General features: G+C 53.3%; 16 protein-coding genes and 2 pseudogenes. 15 read left to right on the plus strand and 3 right to left on the minus strand.

Features of this window, described 5'->3' with window-relative positions; genetic code table 11:
* Position 1 precedes the first annotated feature (1 nt).
* The 12 genes from tssK to WC5_RS10675 all read left to right on the plus strand — a co-directional run bounded on the left by tssK (position 2) and on the right by WC5_RS10675 (position 16,665).
* The gene (gene tssK, locus WC5_RS10730) at positions 2-1,345 is read left to right on the plus strand and encodes a type VI secretion system baseplate subunit TssK (protein ID WP_016231583.1); all 1,344 of its coding nucleotides are present in this window, start codon (positions 2-4) and stop codon (positions 1,343-1,345) included.
* The gene (gene tssL / locus WC5_RS10725; RefSeq protein WP_000128886.1) at positions 1,342-2,658 is read left to right on the plus strand and encodes a type VI secretion system protein TssL, long form; all 1,317 of its coding nucleotides are present in this window, start codon (positions 1,342-1,344) and stop codon (positions 2,656-2,658) included. Before tssK ends, tssL begins: the two co-directional genes overlap by 4 nt.
* A 7-nt stretch (positions 2,659-2,665) precedes the next feature.
* Positions 2,666-3,352 carry a hypothetical protein gene (locus WC5_RS10720; RefSeq protein ID WP_000412905.1) on the plus strand — a complete coding sequence of 229 codons (687 nt, stop codon included), beginning with the start codon at positions 2,666-2,668 and terminating at the stop codon, positions 3,350-3,352.
* Positions 3,349-3,636, plus strand: coding sequence for a hypothetical protein (locus WC5_RS10715; protein ID WP_000720310.1), 288 nt, complete (start codon positions 3,349-3,351; stop codon positions 3,634-3,636). The genes WC5_RS10720 and WC5_RS10715 overlap by 4 nt, the downstream gene beginning before the upstream one ends.
* The gene (gene tssM, locus WC5_RS10710; RefSeq protein WP_016231584.1) at positions 3,636-7,502 is read left to right on the plus strand and encodes a type VI secretion system membrane subunit TssM; all 3,867 of its coding nucleotides are present in this window, start codon (positions 3,636-3,638) and stop codon (positions 7,500-7,502) included. The genes WC5_RS10715 and tssM overlap by 1 nt, the downstream gene beginning before the upstream one ends.
* On the plus strand, positions 7,502-8,272 hold the full coding sequence (locus WC5_RS10705; protein WP_001250470.1) for a TagF domain-containing protein: 771 nt from the start codon (positions 7,502-7,504) through the stop codon (positions 8,270-8,272). Before tssM ends, WC5_RS10705 begins: the two co-directional genes overlap by 1 nt.
* A 67-nt stretch (positions 8,273-8,339) precedes the next feature.
* Positions 8,340-9,041 carry a hypothetical protein gene (locus tag WC5_RS10700; RefSeq protein ID WP_000163824.1) on the plus strand — a complete coding sequence of 234 codons (702 nt, stop codon included), beginning with the start codon at positions 8,340-8,342 and terminating at the stop codon, positions 9,039-9,041.
* Complete coding sequence (locus WC5_RS10695) at positions 9,038-9,424, plus strand: hypothetical protein (protein WP_010349160.1); 387 nt, start codon at positions 9,038-9,040, stop codon at positions 9,422-9,424. The genes WC5_RS10700 and WC5_RS10695 overlap by 4 nt, the downstream gene beginning before the upstream one ends.
* 24 nt (positions 9,425-9,448) lie before the next feature.
* The gene (locus tag WC5_RS10690) at positions 9,449-11,662 is read left to right on the plus strand and encodes a type VI secretion system Vgr family protein (RefSeq protein WP_000011502.1); all 2,214 of its coding nucleotides are present in this window, start codon (positions 9,449-9,451) and stop codon (positions 11,660-11,662) included.
* Between the two features lie 24 nt (positions 11,663-11,686).
* Positions 11,687-12,130: a DcrB-related protein gene (locus tag WC5_RS10685; RefSeq protein ID WP_000203119.1), complete on the plus strand. Its 444-nt coding sequence runs from the start codon at positions 11,687-11,689 to the stop codon at positions 12,128-12,130.
* Between the two features lie 20 nt (positions 12,131-12,150).
* Positions 12,151-16,314 (plus strand): RHS repeat-associated core domain-containing protein, encoded by a 4,164-nt coding sequence (locus tag WC5_RS10680; protein ID WP_010349164.1) that lies wholly within the window; start codon positions 12,151-12,153, stop codon positions 16,312-16,314.
* Between the two features lie 6 nt (positions 16,315-16,320).
* Positions 16,321-16,665, plus strand: a complete 345-nt coding sequence (locus tag WC5_RS10675) for a hypothetical protein (protein ID WP_000026347.1) — start codon at positions 16,321-16,323, stop codon at positions 16,663-16,665.
* A gap of 67 nt (positions 16,666-16,732) precedes the next feature.
* On the opposite strand, the pseudogene WC5_RS0122265 reads toward WC5_RS10675, so the two are convergent.
* A pseudogene (locus WC5_RS0122265) lies at positions 16,733-17,063 on the minus strand (SymE family type I addiction module toxin).
* 199 nt (positions 17,064-17,262) lie between these two features.
* Here WC5_RS0122265 and WC5_RS24845 point away from each other — a divergent pair.
* A pseudogene (locus tag WC5_RS24845) lies at positions 17,263-17,511 on the plus strand (transposase family protein); the annotation flags it as partial.
* Positions 17,512-17,557: 46 nt separating this feature from the next.
* Here the strand turns inward: WC5_RS24845 and WC5_RS10670 are convergent.
* A complete protein-coding gene (locus tag WC5_RS10670; RefSeq protein WP_001118062.1) occupies positions 17,558-18,328 on the minus strand; it encodes an amidohydrolase in 771 nt (256 codons plus the stop codon).
* Positions 18,329-18,508: 180 nt separating this feature from the next.
* Here WC5_RS10670 and ivy point away from each other — a divergent pair, with 180 nt between their 5' ends.
* A complete protein-coding gene (ivy, locus tag WC5_RS10665) occupies positions 18,509-18,955 on the plus strand; it encodes an Ivy family C-type lysozyme inhibitor (RefSeq protein ID WP_016159303.1) in 447 nt (148 codons plus the stop codon).
* A 42-nt stretch (positions 18,956-18,997) separates the two neighbouring features.
* Here the strand turns inward: ivy and fadE are convergent, their stop codons facing one another.
* The gene (gene fadE, locus WC5_RS10660) at positions 18,998-21,442 is read right to left on the minus strand and encodes an acyl-CoA dehydrogenase FadE (RefSeq protein ID WP_000973089.1); all 2,445 of its coding nucleotides are present in this window, start codon (positions 21,440-21,442) and stop codon (positions 18,998-19,000) included.
* 239 nt (positions 21,443-21,681) lie between these two features.
* Between fadE and lpcA the strand changes: the two genes are divergently transcribed.
* Entirely contained in the window at positions 21,682-22,260 is a 579-nt protein-coding gene (gene lpcA, locus WC5_RS10655) for a D-sedoheptulose 7-phosphate isomerase (protein ID WP_016159301.1), read from the plus strand.
* The last annotated feature ends 27 nt before the right edge of the window (positions 22,261-22,287 follow it).

Genomic DNA, 22,287 nt, shown 5'->3' on the forward strand with positions numbered 1-22,287 from the left:
TATGAGTTGGAATAACCGGGTGGTCTGGAGTGAAGGACAATTTTTGCTGCCACAGATGTTTCAGCAGCAGGAACGCTATCTGGAACACGTTATTCACTACCGCAGTCTGCCGCTTTCCCCCTTTTTCTGGGGCTTTAGTGAATACAGCATTGACAGTGAGGCGCTGAACATCGGCAAACTGGTGCTGAAGGAGGCTGCCGGGGTGTTTGCTGACGGTACGCCGTTTAATGCGCCGGGCCATACGCCGCTGCCGCCGCCGTTGACCATTCTGCCGGAGCATCTTAACCAGCAGATTTGCCTGGCGGTGCCGGTACGAACGCCGAACAGCGAGGAAACCAGCTTCGACAATAACCCGGAATCGCTGGCGCGCTTTTCGGTGCATGAAAATGAAATTCGCGATGCCAACTCGTTGGGGCGTGGCGCACAATTGTTGCAGCTCAGCCACCTGCGTCTGCGGCTACTGCCGGAAAAGGCAGTGACGGATGCGTGGATCGGTCTGCCGCTGACACGCATTACGGCCCAGCATCCTGATGGACGGATCGAGCTTGACAAAGATTTGATCCCGCCAGTGGTGAACTACCAGGCAAGTTCACTGATATGCACTTGGCTGTCGTGGATCAACGATCTGATAAAAATGCGCGCAGATTCACTGGCGGAACGGTTGACGGGCAGTGATAAACACGGCCATGAGGCGGCGGAAGTGTCGGATTACCTGCTGTTACAAATTCTCAATCGTTTTGGCCCATTACTTATCCATCTGGCGAAAACGCCGCTGTCGCCGGAAGTGCTCTATCGTAATCTGTCCGAACTGGCCGGTGAACTCTCGACCTATGTGCGACCACAAACTCGCCGCCCGGAAGAATATAAAGAATATAAACACCTGACGCCTTATGCTGGGCTGAAATCGGTAGTGGACGAGGTACAGTACCTGCTGAATGCCGTGCTGATCCGGGGGGCGCAGCGGATTCCGCTGGAAGAGGGGGCTTATGGCATCCTCAATGCGGTGGTTGAACCTTCCGAACTATCGGGTTTCAGCGCGCTGGTGCTGACGGTGAAGGCGCAGATGTCTGCCGACGCCCTGCTGCAATATTTTTCCGCCCAGACCAAAATCGGGCCGTCCGAACGCCTGCCGGAACTGATCCGCTCGCACCTGCCGGGGCTGACTTTGCAGGTGCTGCCGGTTCCCCCGCGTCAGATTCCGTTCCAGTCCGGGTACATCTATTACGACATTCGCCGCGATGGAGTGCTTTGGGAACATATTGCCCGCTATGGAGGTATGGCCATGCACACTGCCGGCGAGTTTCCGGGGCTGGAGATGGCTCTGTGGGGAGTGCGTGATAAATGACCGACGATATCCTGACGCCGCAGGCGGCGAATACCCTGCCATTTCAGCCATCAACCGGAGGGGGAAAGGCACCCGACAATGACGGTTACGGCGCGGGCATAAAGGACAGTCTTCGCAAGGAGGAGAGCAAGGTGGTAGTTGAGGACGGCCCGGATATGAAACTCCGGCTGGCTGAAATCACTGCTGCCGCTAATCCCCTGCTGGCGGCGGCTAGTCCTCTGTTATGCGCACTGGCGCAGATGCCCCGCGAACTCGCCCCTGGTTTTATCGAACATTACCGAGCCCTGCTAGAGCGGGAGGTTCGCCGATATCAGACGCTGTGTGACCAGGCAAACCTGCGCCGCGAACATGTGCTGGCGGTACGCTACTGCCTGTGTACGGCGCTTGACGAAGCCGCCAACAATACAAGCTGGGGGCGACGTGGGGTTTGGGCTGGAAAAAGCCTGCTGATCACCTTTCATGGCGAAAGTGAAGGTGGCATCAAGCTGTTTCAGATAATTGGTCGTCTGGCCTCCAGCTTCCAGGAGCACAGCGATGTGCTGGAAATCATTTACCACATACTGGGGCTGGGCTTTGAGGGGCGTTACAGCGTGCGCCCCGACGGGCGTAAACAACTGGATGATATCCGCCAGCAACTGCTGACTCAACTGATCCAGCGCCGCGATCTGGTAACACCAACACTTTCGCCTGGTTTCACCGGTGCCGTCGGCGGTCGGATTCGGCGGATGCAGCGAGTGCCGGTCTGGCTGAGTGGCGGAATAGCCCTGCTGGTGATGTTGACCTTATTTGGTTTTTACAACCACCGGATGAGTCTCGCCACAGAAGCCGTACAGCAGCGTATCGATGCCATTGGTAAAAATCTGCCGCCACCACCCGTTCCCGTGCATAAACTGCGACTGAAAATCTTGCTGGCGAACGAGATCACCCGTGGTCTGCTGACGGTGGAGGAAGATGAGCATCACAGTCGGGTGGTCTTCCGGGGCGACACGATGTTTGTGCCGGGGCAGAAAACCGTGAATGACGCGCTCCGCCCGGTGATTGATAAGGCCGCGCGCGAGATTGCGCGAGTGGGGGGCGCAGTGACGGTGACCGGCCACACCGACAGCCAGCCGATCCATTCTGTGGAATTCCCATCTAACCAGGAGCTATCGGAAAAAAGGGCGACGGAAGTGGCTATGCTGTTGAAGTCCGGTGGCGTTTCTGCCAGTCGAATCCGGGTTGTCGGGAAGGGGGATACCGTGCCGGTGGCTGATAACCGCACTAAAACCGGACGAGCGCAGAATCGCCGGGTAGAAATTCTGGTGGTGGAGTAAATTAATAATGGAAAAGCTGGAGTGTAATGCGTCTAACCATTCGCCAGTGTGGGGAGTAACAGAATTTATATTCTGGAAACTGGCGCCTAAAAAATGGGGGGGAGGAGTAGCATTTGGGCGTTATTTTAAAGATGGTTGGGTGAAGCATAACAGCCTTTTGATCAATGCAGCTGCAAATGCCTGGCATTTACCTGCTCCCTTGCTTGCTGGAGTTTGTTGGATTGAAGTAGGGGGAGCCCCTCAGATTATAGACACGTTGGCATTTGAATTTCGTGCTATGAGTTGGAGTGGGCCTGAGTGGGTTGATGAACATATCACAATAGCTTCGAAACCAGAAAAAACATCTTTTGGTGCGGTGAGTATGCAATTGCGAACTGCAGCCAAAACACTCGGGCTTGATGAGACTAAAATGGATAATTCTCAGTTGCGTGAGCTGGCAAATTGTCTCCAACATAATGTGTTTAATATACAATTAGCTGCAAGACATCTTTATCAATTGGCTGAAAAAGATGGCTTTCAGGTATCCTTACCTCACCTGACAGAAGAACAAATAAGAATTATTGGAGCTCGTTATAATCGAGGTATTTCTCTTAGTCTGGAAAAAATAAAGAAAGATACCAGCTATGGCGATTTTATTATCAACAACTGGTTACATTTCTCTGGTTTATTAATGACTGCCAGGGAGTCCTCATGAAAAAAATAATTAAGATAACAGGATGGTTATTATTCATTATGGGGTTGGTCACTATCATGCTTTTTTCCGGGAATGAGTATCAGTGGATGCAGGATATGGAGCCTTCAATAACAGCATTGCCTCAGGGAAATGGAAATAGAGAGGTAATCAGAAGATTAATTTATTCTATTTCAGCGGCTATTCAGATTGTTCTTTATTTTCTTTCAGTATCACGTACAGGAAAGGGGTTTTCAGTCCTGGGTATTTTGCTATTACTGATTATCGCATGGAGCTCTGAACAATAATGCAAAAATTTCTCAGTCTGCTGTTTTCCCGCCGCGCACTGGCGATTGTCGGCGTGGTGATGCTGGCGCTGCTGGTCTGGTTTATCGGACCGCTGGTGGCGTTTGACACCATGCATCCGCTGGCATCTGTGGGCAATCGGGGGGTGACCATTGTTCTGTTACTGATGCTACTCATACTGTGGCTGGTGAACTGGTCAATGAGCATTATTGGCGTTACGGTTCTGTGCCTGATCATCGGTTTTGTGTCGCCGTTGCTGGCCTTTGGCGACGTTCGCCCTTTTACGCCATTGTGGCTGCGTCTGACGCTTATCGGTCTGATCCTGCTGGCTTATGCACTATACGGCCTGTACCGCCTGTGGCGGGCGCTGCGCCTGGATGAACAATTGTTGCGCCGTTTCCTGCATCCTCGTGGGGAAGACGTGCCGGTGGCCGGGGAAATTAAAGCTGATTTGCGCACCGTCAGCAATATTGTCACCCGCGCCATCCGCCAACTGAAACAACTACGAGTAGATCAGCCATTTTGGCGTAAGGTCCTGGAAGGAAAGCGTTTTCTGTACGAGTTACCGTGGTTTATGGTCATCGGCAGTCCAGGCGATGGTAAAACTACCGCGTTGCTCAACACTGGATTGCAGTTCCCACTAGCAGAACAGATGGAACAGACCGTACATATCCTGAATGTACCTGGTGGCGGCACGCTGCATTGCGACTGGTGGTTTACCAACGAAGCGGTACTTATCGATACCGCTGGGCGCTATGCCCGCCATGATGACGGCGGCGAAACGAACGCGACACAGCGTAACGCCGGAGAGTGGCAAGGGTTTTTGGGGTTGCTGCGAAAACACCGCCCCAACGCGCCGTTGAACGGCGTGCTTCTGACGCTGAACGTGGCAGATCTAACCGCGCAGTCATCGGCAGAACGCCTGGCTACTTGTGCAGCCCTGCGTGCACGGCTGGCAGAACTGAGAGAGACGCTAGGGATCCGTTTTCCTGTGTATCTTATTGTCACAAAAATGGATCTGTTGCCGGGCTTTACGGAGTATTTCCGTGGTCTTACCAGTCACCTTCGTACCCAGGTATGGGGCTTCACTTTGCCTTACAGCCGGAAACGGAATTCCGCAGATCTGCAGTCGCGACATGCGCTCTGTGGGCAGGAACTGGCAAATCTGACGCGGCGGCTGGATCAGGGGCTGGATACCCGGTTGCAGGAGGAGTACGACCTTAAAAGCCGCCAACGGCTCTACCGCTTCCCGCGTGAATTTGCCGCGCTGGGCGCGCCATTGCTGGAAGCCATTGAACAGATCTTCCTCGATTCAAAATTCGACGCCACCCAGCTTAACAACACCCTACGCGGCGTCTTTTTCACCAGCGCCGCGCAGGCGCAGGCGGACGCCGTGGCAGACCATACGGGCATCTGGCAGCGTTTTGTGCGGGCAATAAAAGGGAAGGCGGATTCACCGTCTCATACCCTGCCGGACGGCAACCGCAGCTATTTTCTCCACGATCTACTAAAACAGTTAATCTTCCGTGAAGCGCACCTGGTGGAGCCGAATCTCCAGTGGGCATGGCGTTATCGACTACTGCGTACCGGCGGGCATCTGTTGGTACTGGCGCTGGCTTTCTGGTTATGGCAGGGAATGCAGGGCAGCCAGCAGGGTAACAACGGGTATCTGAGCGAAATTGCTAACCGTACGACCCGACTGGATACCGATGTCAAAGACTATACCGGAAACCCCGCGATGCAGCCGGTTCCGGCATTATTGAACCAGGCACGGGCGTTGTCAGCCTGGCCTGGTCTGGATCCTGACTCACCGCCGCTGGCCTGGCGTTATGGCCTTTACAGCGTTCCGCCGGTGACGGAGAGCGTGGCGTCCCTGTATGACCGCCTGCTGGAACGGTTGCTGCTGCCGCCGCTGGTAAAACGCATGGAATATGTGCTTTCGGATGCGATAGCGCGTCAGGACAGCAAAGCCGCCTATGACGCCCTGCATGTTTATTTGCTGCTGAACCTCGATAAAGACCACGAGGACAAATACAACGCGGCGGAAATTCACTCATGGGTACTGAATGACCTGGACAACCGAGATAGCATGGCGGAGTTTGGTGGTCGCGCAGCCGTGCTGGAACATATCGACGCTCTGTTTGACGGTAGCCGCGTAGTGCATTCGCCCTACGAAAAAGATGAGAGGTTGATCCGCCAGGCGCGAACTTTCCTCGATGGACACACCAGCACTGAGCGTATCTATGCTCGTGCACTGGCTTCTATGGAGAGTGAAGCACCGCAGGAGTTTTCGTTGGTGCGCGCTGTAGGGGCAGATGCAGGAAGCGTCTTTGTTCGTACTGATGGCGCGCCGCTGGATCGGGGTGTACCGGGTATCTTCACCCGCGAAGGCTACCGGGGGTTATTTGACAAACGACTGCCTGAATTTGTTACCGCAGCGTCAGCGAATGATGCCTGGGTAATGGGGCGGGAAAATGCGCAAAAAAAAACGACTGAGAATGTAATGAGCCAGCTACCGGGACAGGAACTCCCGGTTACCCGTGAAGTCCGTCGCCTGTACCTGGCTGAATATGCCCGCCGGTGGCAGGATTTTCTGGTCAGTATTCACAGCATCAACAGCGCCGGGGAGGACGGTAGTCCGGGGCTGGCCTATGACCTTCAGGTACTTCGTACCCTGGCCTCGCCGGATTCACCGCTGATGCGGCTGAGTAAAGCCGTGGTGGAGCAGACCACCCTGGTACCGCCGCTGGATGCACAGGCCAGACAAAAGCAGATGGCCCAGCGAGCGCAGGATCGGCTTTCCGGTAATGCGGGAAAAGCGGTACAGACGGCGAAGTTGTTCCAGGATATCCATCCAGAAGAACGTCTGGAGAAAACGCTGGTGGATGATCGTTTTGCCGCATTGCGGGAAGTTGTTTCCGGGCGTATGGACAGCGGACAAGGGGGCGGCGCACCACAGCTTAATTCGCTGCTGACGATGCTCAATGAATATTACACCCAGCTCACCATTGCAGACAGTGCACTGGCGGCCAGCACATTACCGGGTCGCATTTCGGCGGCGGATAAACTTCAACTGGAGGCAGCAAAACTACCCGCGCCGCTGAAAAATATTCTGCTGGATTTAACACAGCAGGGGACACGCAAAATCAATGCCGGAACGGGTGAAGTGCTGAATGCGCAAATGGAGGCGGTGATCGGTGATGAGTGCCGTGATGCCATTGACGGACGTTATCCCTTTGCCGACAGTCCACAGGAAGTCAGCGCGGACGATTTTAACCGTATCTTTGCCAGCGGCGGCGTGCTGGATGCCTTCTGGACGAAACAACTGGCCCCGCTGGCGGATACCGCCAGCAATCCGTGGCGCTACAAACCGACCGAAGGCAATATGACCTTACAGGGGCCGGATCTGACGCCATTTCAGGAGGCGAAACAGATCCGAAGCGTTTTTTTTAACGGGGAAGGTGGGAAAAAGTTCTCCTGGGCGATGCAGGTCCGCGTCGTGGATATGGACCCTGCCATCACCGAACTGGTGATTGATATTGACGGTCAGGTGTTGCGCTACGCTCACGGCCCGGTCAGGCCGCTAAAAGTGAACTGGCCGGGGCCGCGCAACGGCTCAATGGCGGAAATCACCGCTAGCCCGCGCATCCGCCAGGACACCTCGACGCTACTGACTAACGGGCCGTGGGCGCTGTTTCACCTGCTGGACGCGGGTAACGCGCAGGATACAGCGGTACGGGGAACGCAGCAGGTGGAGTACAGTTTTGATGGGCGACGGGTAGTGCTGGAAATCACCGCCGGGAGAGACTTTGACCCGGTGAACCGGGGACTACTGCAACGCTTCGCCTGCCCGGAGAGGGCGCTCTAATGCGCCGTGCTACGGCAGTATCGACCCCGGCGATGTTCGGTAGGTTGCCGGACCAGCGTGATTATGTGCGCTGGCGGGTGAGCGCGAACGAAGGACAGGTGTGGCAGGCGTGGCTGAACCAGCAGACGTGGCTTGGGCAGGGGCGGCATATTGTACTGCCGGAAGGATCGAATACCGTGACGACGGGAGAGAATGACGGTTGGATGCACTTATCACCGCGTGAAACGTCGGTGCTGCCGGAGCACCATCCGCTGCCGTGGAGCTTCGTCCTGTCGCCGGGGTTTTTACCCATTGGCGGGCGTGATGAATGGCTGACAGGGGTACTGACCGCCTCACGTGACAGCACGGGCAGGCCGTGGCCGCTGGTGATTTACCAGCGTGCCGGACGGGAATGGCTGGAAGAGAGTCTGGATGAAACGCAAGGCTGGCTGTACTGGCTGGCAAGACTGGCGGCAGTACATGTCTCACCACAGACAGAACGCTGCGGGCGACTGGCGGAGCAGGCAGACCAGCTGTGGGCGATGTGGCGACCGGGGCCACGCTGGGCGCAGTGGTTGCGTGGTTTGCGGCGTGTACCGCAGCGCAGCCGGGAACTCACCGGCCTGCCGGACGCACCGGTAGTGGAACTGCCCGGCGTGCGGCACCTGCCGTGGCCGGGCTGGCCGGACAAAATGCTGACGCAGGCACAACAAGGGCAGGGCTGGTTCTGGCAGCAGAACAGCGAGGGGCGGTATGTGGATGCGCTGCGGCTGACGGGGCAATCCTCATAATATATAAAATCATATTCCCCCCCCAAAATATTTCAGATGAAACCATATAATATTTAACGAGAATAAAATGACCAAGCTTAAATATGATGAAAACGGCCTGCTGGCAGAATACTATGCAAAAACAGATATTGACGGTGATGTCATCACTCACAAAGATGACAGAATGACGTATTTATTAAATAAAAATACTGGCTCTATTTCTGTAGTGATAAAGTGGAAGTATGAGTGGTATAAGGATAATACCGTTACAGATGACTGGACTGTATTGGAAAAAGCTATTTTCATGAGATCAGTATATTTATCTGTTCAACAGGCATGGAATGGCAAAATAACTTATTCTGTTTCCGGTGAGTCTGAGTTCGCTAAAAAATTCCAGGGGGAAGCTTTGCCTTTTGATGTGAGGATAATTCCTGTATCTCAGAATGAAGACTGGTTGGTAATTGCAACTAAAGTTTTGCCTGGTGCTGATTTAAGAACGTATGTTGATTTTAAGAACAGCACGGTTCATGTTGACTCAGCAGACCTGGAGAAAGTAGCAAAATGTTTTAATTGTAACAATACAGTGCAAATAAATATACCACATGAAGCCGGACATGTACTTGGTTACTTAGATGATGATTATGATTCTTCGTCTCCGTATGTTGGAGATGTTAGTGGGCTGATGAATATGGGAATGGAACTCCGGGAAAGATATCTTAAAAACTCAACTATAACGTTGAATGTAATAATGCCTGATACTAACTTCACTCTATTGAGTGTAACCAAATGAAATTAATCTGTATTATAGTGTTCTTTCTTTCAATAAATTACGTAATCACAGCAAATGTTTTCGAGCCTTCTGTAGTTTCTCAATCTACCAGGTATTATGAGGAAAATGATATACAGAATGGAAGTAACGATGCTTTTTTTGTGGAAAAATACGGCCCACCTGTTCATGAGTTCATGAAGCCACGATATAAGTTTGCCGGTGAATATTATATCGGCTTGAATCAGACTTATCGCATCACAAACCCTGAATTTAAAGATGTTCCTATTAAAGAAATGTTCTGGAACCTGCAAGAGGATTTAAATCTTACATGCTGGTTCCATTATAAAGACGGGCAGTGGCGGGTTATTTCTTATATTTTTTGGCCACCAGGGGCTAAATTTTAATCCGGTATTAAAGGAGTAAACACCATGAGTTTTGTATCTACGGGTAATAAACCAGTTGGAAACGGTGGACCCGTCATCACCACACCACCAATAGCTCGCGAAAGTGGCGGTATGAGCACAGGTTCAGCCGCAACTGGTGTTGCTGATGCAGCCGAACAGATGGCAGAACAGGCAGTTGCAGATCTATTTGGTGCGCTTCCAGAACCGTCAGGACTGGTTAAAGCTGCAGTAGCTGCTGCGCAGGCTGCCGCCGCAGCGGCAGGGATCTCGGATATGGCTGGTGCAGTTCAGGATGCGGCGGCATCGCTTGCTGCCGCTGGTCCGGGGGCGCATAACGTCACAGTAAGTGGTAGTGCGGTGCCGGCGCAGATGCTGCTGTTTGCAGGTATGAATGGTTCGGAAGGGCTTGGGAATCTGTTTTCCTATACAGTACAGCTTAAAACGCCTGACACCCTGAACCTCGGATATGTCTCCCCTGCTGCCAATCTGCCGCTCAAACCGATGGTGGGCAAAGACCTGTGCGTCAATATTGAACTGGATGGCGGCGGCAAACGGCATATCAGCGGGCTGGTGACGGCTGCGAGGGTAGTCGGTCACGAGGGGCGCTCAGTCACGTATGAATTGCGCATTGAACCGTGGCTGAAGCTGCTGACCCACACCAGCGACTACAAAGCTTTCCAGAACAAAACCGTGGTGGAGATTCTGGATGAAGTCCTGGCTGAATATTCTTTTCCGGTGGAAAAACGGCTGGTGGAAAATTATCCGCCCCGCGCCTGGCAGGTGCAGTATGGTGAAACCGATTTTGATTTCATCCAGCGCCTGATGCAGGAATGGGGTATTTACTGGTGGTTTGAGCACAGCGAGAACAGCCACACACTGGTACTGGCTGATGCCATCAATGGTCATAAAGTGTGCCCAGACTCGCCGCTGGTAGAGTGGCACCAGGAAGGACTGAAGCTGGATAAGGAATTTATCCACACCATTACGGCCAGTGAGAGGCTGCGTACTGGAAAGTGGGTGCTGGACGATTTTGATTTTATGAAGCCGCGTTCGCTGCTGAAAAGTACCGTGGCTAATCCGCGTGATACCGGTCATGCTGAATATGAGCATTACGAATGGCCTGGTGATTACTTCACTATAGGGGAAGGTGAGATGCTGACGCGCATTCGTATGGAAGCGCAGCGCAGCCCTGGCAGCCGGGTTGGAGGGGCGGGGAATATCCGCACCCTCATGACTGGTTACACCTTTACGTTGATTAATCATCCGACGGCGGAGGTCAACCAGGAATATCTGCTGGTGCAGACCACACTGTTTTTACGGGACAATGCGCAGTACAGCGGCCAGGACCAGCATTTTACCTATGTCACCACGTTCGAACTGCACCCTACCAGTGAAGTCTACCGCCCACAGCGAACCCTGAGCAAACCCCATACCAAAGGCCCGCAGAGCGCCATCGTCACCGGTCCGGCGGGGCAGGAAATCTGGACGGATAAATATGGCCGGGTGAAGGTGCAGTTTGGCTGGGATCGTTATGGTAACAATGACGAAAACAGCTCCTGCTGGATCCGCGTCAGCTACCCATGGGCGGGAAAAGGATTCGGGATGATCCAGATCCCGCGCATCGGCCAGGAAGTGCTGGTGGATTTCAAAAACGGCGACCCGGATTTACCCATCATTGTAGGGCGGACATACAACCAGGATACGATGCCGCCGTGGGGACTGCCGGGCATGGCGTCGCAGAGCGGGATATTCAGCCATTCGTTACAGGGGGGGCCGACCAACGGAAACATGCTGCGCTTCGATGACAAAACGGGCGCGGAAGAGGTGAAGTTCCATGCGGAAAAAGACCTCAATACCACAGTAAAAAACAATGAAACCCACACGGTCATGGTCGATCGCACAAAAACCATTGTCAAAAATGAAACCATCAGCGTGGGAGAAGACCGTAATGCCACCATCACAAAAAATGATGGGCTTTCCGTCAAACTAGCTCAAACCATCAATGTCGGGACGACATATCGTCTGGACGTTGGCGATCAATTTACCCTTCGCTGCGGCAATGCAGCGCTTGTATTACACAAGGATGGCTCGATTGAGTTTTGCGGAAAACAACTTTTACTGCACACCAGCGATGTTATGCAACTCATTGGCAGTGGCATTGATATGAATCCGGATGGCGGCACAGCCATGACTGCGGATGATATTGCCCCGTTACCTACCCCGGACGTTTCTGAATAAAAAAATATAAAAGGAATTTTTTCTATGACCAGCCTTTACCGTATTCAGGAGGGCAGCTTTGCCCTGCCTGAAACTTTTCTTGATCGCACCGTCAATATCTTCGTCCCGTCGGGCAATGAGAGGGCAACTCCCAGTCTGAATATTTCCCGCGACACGCTCAGGCCCGAGGAAAACCTGACCACCTACATTGACCGCCAGATAGCCTTGATGAAAAAAAACCTGGGTCAGCACCGGGTACTTTCGCGGGGAACGGCAGTGGCGGGAACTGGCGAAGCTGCCATGACAGGTGAACAGATTCTCGCAACTCATCGTTCTGGAAAAACAGAAGTGTACCAGCGTCAGGCCGGGTTTATCACCGGGCCAGGAAAGGTTCTGGTGTTAACCCTGACCAGTCAACGTCCTTTTGATGAGCATACTGACCAGCTATGGACTGCCTGGTTGACCAGTTTTCAGCCCGCTAAAAGTTAAAACAACATGGAGGTTTTGTCATGTATGAAGCCGCACGGGTGGATGACCCCATCTACCACACCAGCGCCCTTGCCGGGTTTCTTATCGGGGCTGTCATTGGCATCGCCATTATTGCCGTCGCCGCCTTTGCTTTCTTTACCTGTGGTTTTTTGGCCGGGCTGATTCTGGGTTTTCTGGCTGATCAGATAGCCTCCGGGGTATTACAACTGGGAGAGGCCATCGGGCGCTCGATACATTCCACTGCGGGAAAAATTCTGACCGGCTCTCCCAATGTCAGCACCAACAGCCGACCTGCTGCTCGGGCCGTACTGAGTACGGTGATATGCGAAGACCATTCCCCGGAAATCCGCATTGCTCAGGGATCCGGCAACATCTACATCAACAGCCAGCCCGCCGCCCGTAAGGATGACCACACTGAATGTGATGCAGTGATTGAGGACGGCTCTCCCAATGTCTTCCTCGGCGGCGGTACGCAGACGGTGCTGGAAATCAGCCCGGAAATCCCCGACTGGCTGCGTCAGGTGGTGGATGTACTGTTTGTGGTCGCCGGAATGCTTGGCGGGCTGGCTGGCGCCTGGCGTCAGGCGGCAAAGCTGGGCTCGAAATTTGGCACAAAATGCGCGGCCAAATTTATTGGTGGCGAAATTACCGGGATGGCCGTTTCCGAGGCCGCTATGGGGTTGTTCAGCAACCCGGTGGATGTCACGACCGGGCAAAAAATCCTGTTGCCGGAGACGGATTTCACCCTGCCGGGCCGTCTGCCTGTCACCTGCTCACGCTTTTATGCCAGCCACCTGGAAACAGAGGGAGTTCTGGGTAGAGGATGGCGGCTGAACTGGGAGATAAACCTGCGCGAAGATGAGGCATATATCACCTTCATCGGAGTACAGGGCCGGGAGCTGAGTTATCCGAAAGAAATGCTGACGCCGGGCCATCAGATATTCGACCCCGAAGAGCAGTTTTACCTTAGCCGCCTGCATGACGGGCGCTATGTGCTGCACTACACCGACCGCAGCTATTACGTGTTTGATGAATTTGATGACCACGGCGTCGCGCCGTTACTTTTTATGGAGACGCCGCACCGGCAGCGAATTGCTTTCGGGCGTGAGAACGGCAGGCTGGTGCGGGTAGCCTCCAGCAGCGGACACCATTTGCTGTTGCACCGCACGTTGACGCCGGCAGGAGAACGACTTTCGCATATTGAGCTGGTGAAGGGCGGGCGTCCCGGCAACCTGGTGGAATATCGTTACGATGATAACGGGCAACTGACCGGCGTGGTGAACCGGGCCGGTGTGACGGTGCGTCAGTTTGCCTATCAAAATGGCCTGATGACAGAGCACCGCAACGCGACGGGCTTCACCTGTACCTACCGCTGGGAAGAAGTTGAGGGTTTTCCCCGTGTGGTGGAGCACTCGACCAGCGACGGCGAGGATTACCGGTTCCACTATGATTTTGCTGGCGGGCAGACGGTGGTAACCGGCAGGTTAGAGCAGAAGTGGCAGTGGTGGTTTGATGAACAGACGTATGTGACCGCGCACCGGACGCCGGGCGGCGGGATGTACCGCTTCACCTACAACGAAAACCATTTTCCCGTCGCCGTGGAACTCCCCGGCGAACGCAGGGTAACGCTGGAATACGACACCCTGAGCCGGGTGGTGAAAGAGACGGACCCGGCGGGCAGGGTGACACAGACGCAGTGGAACGGCAGTTTTGCTGAAATCACGCGCCGGGCACTGGATGACGACCACGTATGGAAGGCGGATTACAACGAACACGGGCAGGTGATACGGGAGACAGACCCGGAAGGGCGCGTCACGCGGTACGGGTATGATGAACAGGGGCTGGCGGTCAGCCGCACGGATGCGCGGGGCGGCGAGGTTGTGCTGGTGCTCGATGCGCGCGGTCAACTGACGCGTTACACCGACTGTTCAGGGCGCACCACGGATTATGAATACGATGAAGACGGCAACCTTACGGCGGTGACGGATGCACAGGGAAAAACGGTACGCATCAGCTATAACCGTCTGGGGCTGCCGGAGACGGTCAGCCACCCCGGTAAACAGCAGGACCGTTACACGTGGAATGCGCTGGGATTACTGAGCAGCCACCGTCGCATCACGGGCAGCGTACAGTCCTGGCAGTATACGCCGCGCGGCCTGCCGGCAGTTCACACGGATGAAGAGAAACGGGAGACGCGCTGGCAGTACACACCGGAAGGTCTGGTTGCCAGCCTGACTAACGGCAACGGGGCACAGTACCGGTTCAGCCACGATGCGGACGGGCGGCTGACGGGAGAACAGCGCCCGGACGGTCTGATACGGATGTTTGTGCTGAACGCTAGCGGGTATCCGGTCATCATCCAGATGCAGGGCACAGAGGGCGGGGTGCGTGATGAGCGGCAGGTGCGTGACGCGCTGGGCCGCCTGCTGCGCAGTGACACGCAGCACAGTACACGGACCTTCAGCTATAACCGCCTTGACCAGATAACGGAAGTGACGCTCACCCCCACGGAAGAAGGGGAACGGCTGCATCACATGCAGCCGGACACGGTACGCTTTTCGTATGACCGCAGCGGGTGGCTGACGGCGGAGCACAGCGTGCACGGCAGCATAACGTACCGGCGCGACGTGCTGGGTAATCCCACCGATATCACGTTGCCGGACGGGCAACATCTCAGCCATCTTTACTACGGCAGCGGGCATCTGTTGCAGACGGCGCTGGACGGTATCACGGTGAGTGAATATGAACGTGACAGCCTGCACCGCCAGGTGATGCGCACCCAGGGGGCGCTGACGACGTTCAGCGGGTACAACGCCGACAACCGGTTAAGCTGGCAGCGCAGCCTGATAACCGGCAGCCAGACTCCGCAGCAGGCCGGTACTCCCCCGGCGCAGAACGACAGCGTGACGGCGCGGGATTACATCTGGAACGCAGACGGTGAAGTCGGCGGCATTAACGACAAACTGCGCGGCTGCCTGGTGTTCAGCTATGACCGGAGCGGCTGGCTGACCGGGCGCACGGGTCAGATGTACGACCATGACCATTATTATTACGATAAAGCGGGAAACCTGCTGACGGATGAATATCAGGGCGCGGTGATGGATAACCGCCTGCCGGGCTACGGGCGTGACCGCTACAGCTATAACGAATGGGGCGAACTGACAGAGCGCAGGGACCAGCAGCTGGAGTGGAACGCGCAGGGCCAGTTAACGCGGGTTATCAGCAGCAACAGCGAGACGCGGTATCAGTACGATGCGCTGGGCAGGCGCATCATCAAGGCGACATATGGCCGCCATACGGACCAGAGGGAACAGCGGCGGACGACGTTTGTGTGGGAAGGGTTCCGGCTGTTGCAGGAGACAACGTGGCAGGGAAAGCGGACGTACCTGTACGACGCGGAACAGCCGTACACGCCGTTGGCGGCCATCACGGGGTGCGGAGAGAGCCGGAAAATCTGGTATTACCACACGGACCTGACGGGAACGGTACAGGAGGTGACCGCAGCGGACGGGACGCTGGTATGGGCGGGCTACCAGGCGGGGTTTGGAGAAAACCGGGGCGACATCAGCAACAGCGGGGCGTACTTTGAGCAGCCGCTGCGGCTGCCGGGGCAGTATTATGATGAAGAGACGGGGCTGCACTATAATCTGTTCAGGTATTATGCGCCGGAGTGCGGGAGGTTTATCAGCCAGGACCCGATAGGGCTGGCGGGGGGCATAAACCTTTATGCTTATGCGCCTAATCCGTTAAGTTATATAGATCCCTTAGGGCTAACTAATTTAAATAGTGCTCAACAACAAATCGATGCTGTTCTTAGAGAACATTTATCAGCAATACAAGCAATTGATCCTAATGCTACAATAGGTTACAGAGGTAGTGCAGCAAGTGGTATTAGTAAAGCGCACGATCCAAGTATCTCTAGACCTATAGATTTTAATAACTTTGATGTGGATGCTTATATAAAATCAGATTTTTTGGCTAATGATCCCGCCTTTACTAACAGGCGTCGTGATGCTGCAGAGATTTCAGGGATGAAAGAAATCGAGGCATCTATAGATCGTAAATTACGTGCGATTTTCCCTGGATTAAGAGCTGAACCTTTTGGTTTCAGAATTTTTAAAACCCATGAGTTAAGCGATTTGGCGCGGCATGGCGATACTCAGCACAATGTTGGCTGTAAGTAGGAGTTAATGAGTATTAATAAGAGATGGTTAACTTTTGTATTAAGTGATGATGGGTCCTTTGATGAACTTATCATCAAAACAGAACTGGCATTCAAGCATAAACTAATATGTATAGATGATGAGGGTCGTTATATTGCCAGTGCTGATCTTGATGAGTTCAGTATTAAAGTTATAGACAAGGCTGACAGGCTTAGTGAATTGTTATGCGATGAAGATTATACACTTAAAATAACAATTTACTCAGAGGAATATTTTAATGATGAGTTTGAAGAATATATAAAAAAAATATTACATAAAAATGGAATTCAATGGAAACGATGTGTCTGGACCCCTGATAAATTAGCCTGCTAAATTATAATTGCTGTCTAAATATATAAAGTCGGAAAGAATATTAAATCTTCCCGGCTTTTTTTATTATTTAGCTCTCGTTCAGCACACTAAACATCCCGTCACGCATCCCCTTAACTGCCTGTTTAACCTGATAAAGCTCCTCCCGCAGTTCCTGCACCTTGTCACTGTCAGCGATGATGGTCAGGCACCCCTCCGAAATCTTCACCGTGACACCCCGCCCGGTATCAAATCCCGCCTCAGTCAGCCAGTCGCCTTTAAGGTGCACCTGGGGTGCCGTGAGTAATACGTGGTCATGCCGATTTTACGGTTCTCATGCCGGTCGCTGACATAGCCCACCTGTTAATGGCGCTGTTTTTTGGAAATGGTGACTTCCGGCGTAATGATTCGTGTTCAGCCATGATTAACTACCTTTATTAGTTGCTTGTGGTGAGCGGTGATTAAGGGGGGGCTGCCCCAGGGAAAGATCACATGACGTTGTTTTTTGCACTAAATAATTCGCACTATATATTCAATAATTGAGTAATTCCTTATTACTAAAAACTGTTTTTCACAGCTTATATATAATCAAATGCTCCTTACATAAATAAGGAGAACAAAATGGAACTTAAAAAATTGATGGAACATATTTCTATTATCCCCGATTACAGACAAGCCTGGAAAGTGGAACATAAATTGTCAGATATCCTGGCGCTGACAATCTGTGCCGTCATTTTCGGGGCTGAAGGATAGGAAGATATAGAGGATTTTGGGGAAACACATCTCGATTTTTTGAAGCAATATGGTTATTTTAAAAATGGCATCCCTGTTCACGATTCCATTGCCAGCGTTGTATCCTGTATCAGTCCTTGCGGAGGGCGTCTAACCCCGCCCCTTCCCTAAAAACAATGCCAACTCACAGCAACCTGAACCCATCCGCGTCCTGCCATGCCGGGAATTTTTCACGATATTCGCGTAATGCCACTATCGAAAGTTCTGCATCTATGCGTGTGGCCTGATGTGGTTCGGCGGTAGCGAGAGTTTCGCCTTGCGGATTAATCACCCGACTATCACCGCGATAGTGGCAGCCATTGCCATCACTACCCACGCGATTACATCCCACCACATATGCCTGGTTTTCAATAGCGCGAGCCGTCAGCAAAGCCTGCCAGTGCAGAGAGCGCGGGGCAGGCCAGTTGGCGACGTAGATGGCGAGGTCATAATCATTGAGATTGCGCGACCACACCGGAAAACGCAGGTCGTAGCACACCTGCGGCAAAATACGCCAGCCGCGCCATTCCACAATCACTCGCTCATTGCCCGCTTTATAATGCAGATGCTCATCCGCCATGCGGAACAGATGACGCTTGTCATAAAAATGTACCGTGCCGCCCGGCTCAACCAGCAAAAAGCGATTAACCGAACCTGAGTCCGTTTGTAATGCAACACTGCCTGCAATCAGCGCATTGCACTGCTGCGCTTTGGCGGTCATCCAGTTCACCACGTCCTGCTGCGCCAGAGACGTAACCGCCGCTTCCATGGCAAAGCCGCTGGTAAACATCTCCGGTAGAACGATCACATCACGCCCGGTAATACTTTCCAGTTGTCGATCAAAGTGGCGCAGATTGGCGGGACCATCCATCCACACCAACGGTTGCTGCAAAAGCGTAATCTTCAAACCAGGCACGGTGTACAACTCCTTTATGCGAAGGGATTTATAACTTTAACACCTTATCAGGCTATTACCTTACTGTGGAATAAATTGATAACAAATGCAGATATTGGAAATATCTGATTTGCAAAATATCGTGTTATCGCCAGGCTTTAGGGTGTTAATAACATGGGCAGGATAAGCTCGGGAGGAATGATGTTTAAGGCAATAACGACAGTCGCCGCTTTGGTCATCGCCACCAGTGCAATGGCGCAGGATGATTTAACAATTAGCAGCCTGGCAAAGGGCGAAGCTACCAAAGCTGCGTTTAATCAGATGGTGCAAGGGCATAAGCTACCAGTCTGGGTGATGAAAGGCGGTACTTATACCCCCGCACAAACCGTAACGTTGGGAGATGAGACTTATCAGGTGATGAGTGCGTGCAAACCGCATGATTGCGGCTCGCAACGTATTGCGGTGATGTGGTCCGAGAAATCTAATCAGATGACGGGTCTGTTCTCGACTATTGATGAGAAAACTTCGCAAGAGAAGCTCACCTGGCTGAATGTGAACGATGCGCTCTCGATTGATGGTAAAACGGTGCTGTTCGCGGCGTTGACTGGCAGCCTGGAAAACCATCCAGATGGATTTAATTTCAAATAATTAGCAGATAAAGAAACGGAGCCTTTCGGCTCCGTTATTCAATTACGCGGCTTCAATTTTCCGCACTTTCTCCGGCAACTTTACCGGCTTCGTCGCCAGCTCTTCCGGATCAAAGTCATCAACGTTAATACTGCGCAGACGGCTTTCTTCAGCTTTCACCAGAATAGCGGCTTCATCTTTATCAATCAGCCCCTTCGCCAGCGCGTTGTGCGCCAGTTCATCCAGACGGGTAAACGGCAGGTTTTTACCCAGCTCTTTACAGATCCGCTGATGAATTGGGTCGGCGGCAATCACATCCACCAGCGCCTCTTCCAGCAAGCCAACCGGATTATGCTCACTCGGCGTCAGGTACTGACCGCGACCAATGCGAGAACGGGTGGCGTTTGGCACTTGTAAAATTTTCGCCACCTTATGATCCAGCTTGTCAGACGGCGCCAGATAGTGACGACCGGTTGGGAAGATCACCACATTCAGCAGCCCGGCAACCACGCGGTTCGGGAAGTTTTGTAGCAAATCATCCATCGCCTGTTCAGCCTGATACAGCGCATCCTGAACGCCCCAGTGCACCAGCGGCAGGTCAGCTTCATTGCGGCCTTCGTCGTCATAACGTTTCAAAACGGCGGAGGCGAGGTAAAGCTGACTTAAAATATCCCCCAGACGTGCCGAGATACGCTCACGTCGTTTCAGGCTACCACCCAGCACCGCCATCGACACATCGGAAAGTAAGGCGAGGTTGGCGCTCAGGCGGTTCAGGTGCTGGTAATAACGTTTAGTCGCATCGCCGGTTGGTGTGCTACTGGTTAAACCGCGCGTCAAACCGAGCCAGAAGCTACGAACTTTGTTACTACCGACGTGACCGATATGTTTGAACAACAGTTTATCGAACGCGTTGACGTCATTGTTCTTCGCCGCTTCCATCTCTTCGAGCACGTACGGATGGCAACGAATCGCCCCCTGACCGAAGATCATCATACTACGGGTCAGAATATTCGCCCCTTCAACGGTGATGGCAATCGGTGCGCCCTGGTAAGCTCGCGCCAGGAAGTTGCTCTGACCGAGCATAATGCCTTTACCACCAGTGATATCCATCGCATCGATAATCGACTGCTGCCCACGGTGGGTACAGTGATACTTAACGATAGCCGACAGCACGGCCGGTTTTTCACCGAGCATAATGCCGTAGGTAATCAGCGACGCCGCAGCATCCATTACGTACGCATTACCGGCAATACGCGCCAGCGGCTCTTCAATCCCTTCCATCTTACCTATAGAGATTTTGAACTGACGACGAATGTGAGCATACGCCCCCGTTGCCAGCGCCACCGACTTCACGCCGCCGGTTGAGTTGGAAGGTAGGGTGATGCCACGACCCACCGAGAGACACTCCACCAGCATCCGCCAGCCTTGTCCGGCCATTTTGGGGCCGCCGATAATGTAATCGATCGGTACGAAGACATCTTTTCCGCGCGTCGGTCCGTTCTGGAACGGCACGTTCAGCGGGAAGTGGCGACGACCAATTTCCACGCCCGGCGTGGTGGTCGGGATCAGCGCACAGGTAATGCCTAAATCTTCTGCACCACCCAGCAGTTTGTCCGGGTCGGAGAGTTTAAACGCCAGCCCAAGCACGGTCGCAATGGGTGCCAGCGTAATATAGCGTTTGTTCCAGGTCAGACGCATTCCCAGCACCTGCTGGCCCTGCCACTCACCCATGCAAACAATCCCGGTGTCCGGAATAGCGCCCGCATCGGAACCCGCTTCCGGGCTGGTCAGCGCAAAGCAAGGGATCTCCTGACCACGCGCCAGACGCGGCAGATAGTGATTTTTCTGCTCGTCAGTGCCGTAATGTTGCAGCAGTTCACCCGGACCTAATGAGTTTGGCACGCCGACGGTAATCGCCAGAATCCCGCTCACCCCAGAGAGTTTTTGCAGCACGCGAGACTGGGCATAAGCCGAGAACTCCAGCCCACCGTACTCTTTCTTGATGATCATCGCGAAGAAACGATGCTCTTTCAGATACGCCCACAGCTCCGGCGGTAGATCCGCCAGTTCATGGGTAATCTGGAAATCATTCGCCATTCGGCAGGCTTCTTCTACCGGGCCATCGAGAAACGCTTGCTCTTCAGCGGTCAGGCGCGGCTGCGGATAGTTATGCAGCTTTTTCCAGTCCGGTTTACCCTGGAATAGATCGCCTTCCCACCAGGTCGTTCCGGCGTCAATCGCTTCTTTCTCAGTGCGCGACATCGGCGGCATCACCTTACGGAAACCGCGAAACACTGGCGCTGAAATCATCGACTTACGCATTGGCGCAAAGTTAAACGGTACGAGGATAATGGCCAGAGGCACCAGTACCCACGCCGACCACAGACCAGCGACGCCGAGGGCGGCTGTCCAGGCGAGCAAAATCAGACTGCTGATAAATAAGCTCACGCGGTGATAAAACAACGCGCCGAGCAGGACAACCGTAGCGAGAATACTCAAAATCATCATAACGAAAAGCCCCTTACTTGTAGGAGGTCTGACCACTTGTGATGATATGGTTGTAGTGGATGTAAAAACATTTAGCAATGCGTTTACAATATAATTACAACAAAGCTCACATTGTTGCTGTTTTTATCCGCACTTCGGGTCAAAAAGTCCTGGTCATTCCGCCGAGCTGGTCTTCTCGCTTCTGGCGGTATCCGGTACACTGCATTTTGTCTATTTCATTTATGCTGAAGGATATCCTCATGTACCAGGATCTTATTCGTAACGAACTGAACGAAGCGGCGGAAACGCTGGCTAACTTTTTAAAAGATGACGCCAATATTCACGCCATTCAGCGCGCGGCGGTCCTGTTAGCAGACAGTTTTAAAGCCGGTGGCAAGGTGCTTTCCTGCGGCAACGGCGGCTCCCATTGCGACGCCATGCACTTTGCAGAAGAACTGACGGGGCGCTACCGTGAAAACCGTCCGGGCTACCCGGCGATTGCCATTTCCGATGTCAGCCACATCACCTGTGTTGGTAATGATTTTGGGTTTAACGATATTTTCTCCCGTTACGTTGAAGCAGTAGGTCGCGAAGGTGATGTGCTGCTGGGGATCTCCACCTCCGGTAACTCAGCTAACGTAATCAAGGCGATTGCGGCGGCGCGTGAGAAGGGCATGAAAGTGATCACCCTGACCGGTAAAGACGGCGGCAAAATGGCTGGCACGGCAGATATCGAAATTCGCGTTCCTCACTTTGGCTATGCCGATCGCATTCAGGAGATCCACATTAAAGTTATCCATATCCTGATCCAGTTAATTGAAAAAGAGATGGTCAAGTAAGAGCACTTCCCCCTCTCCCTTTCAGGG

The organism is Escherichia sp. KTE114 (assembly GCF_000407765.1).
In the GTDB taxonomy this organism is placed as follows: Bacteria; Pseudomonadota; Gammaproteobacteria; order Enterobacterales; family Enterobacteriaceae; genus Escherichia; species Escherichia ruysiae.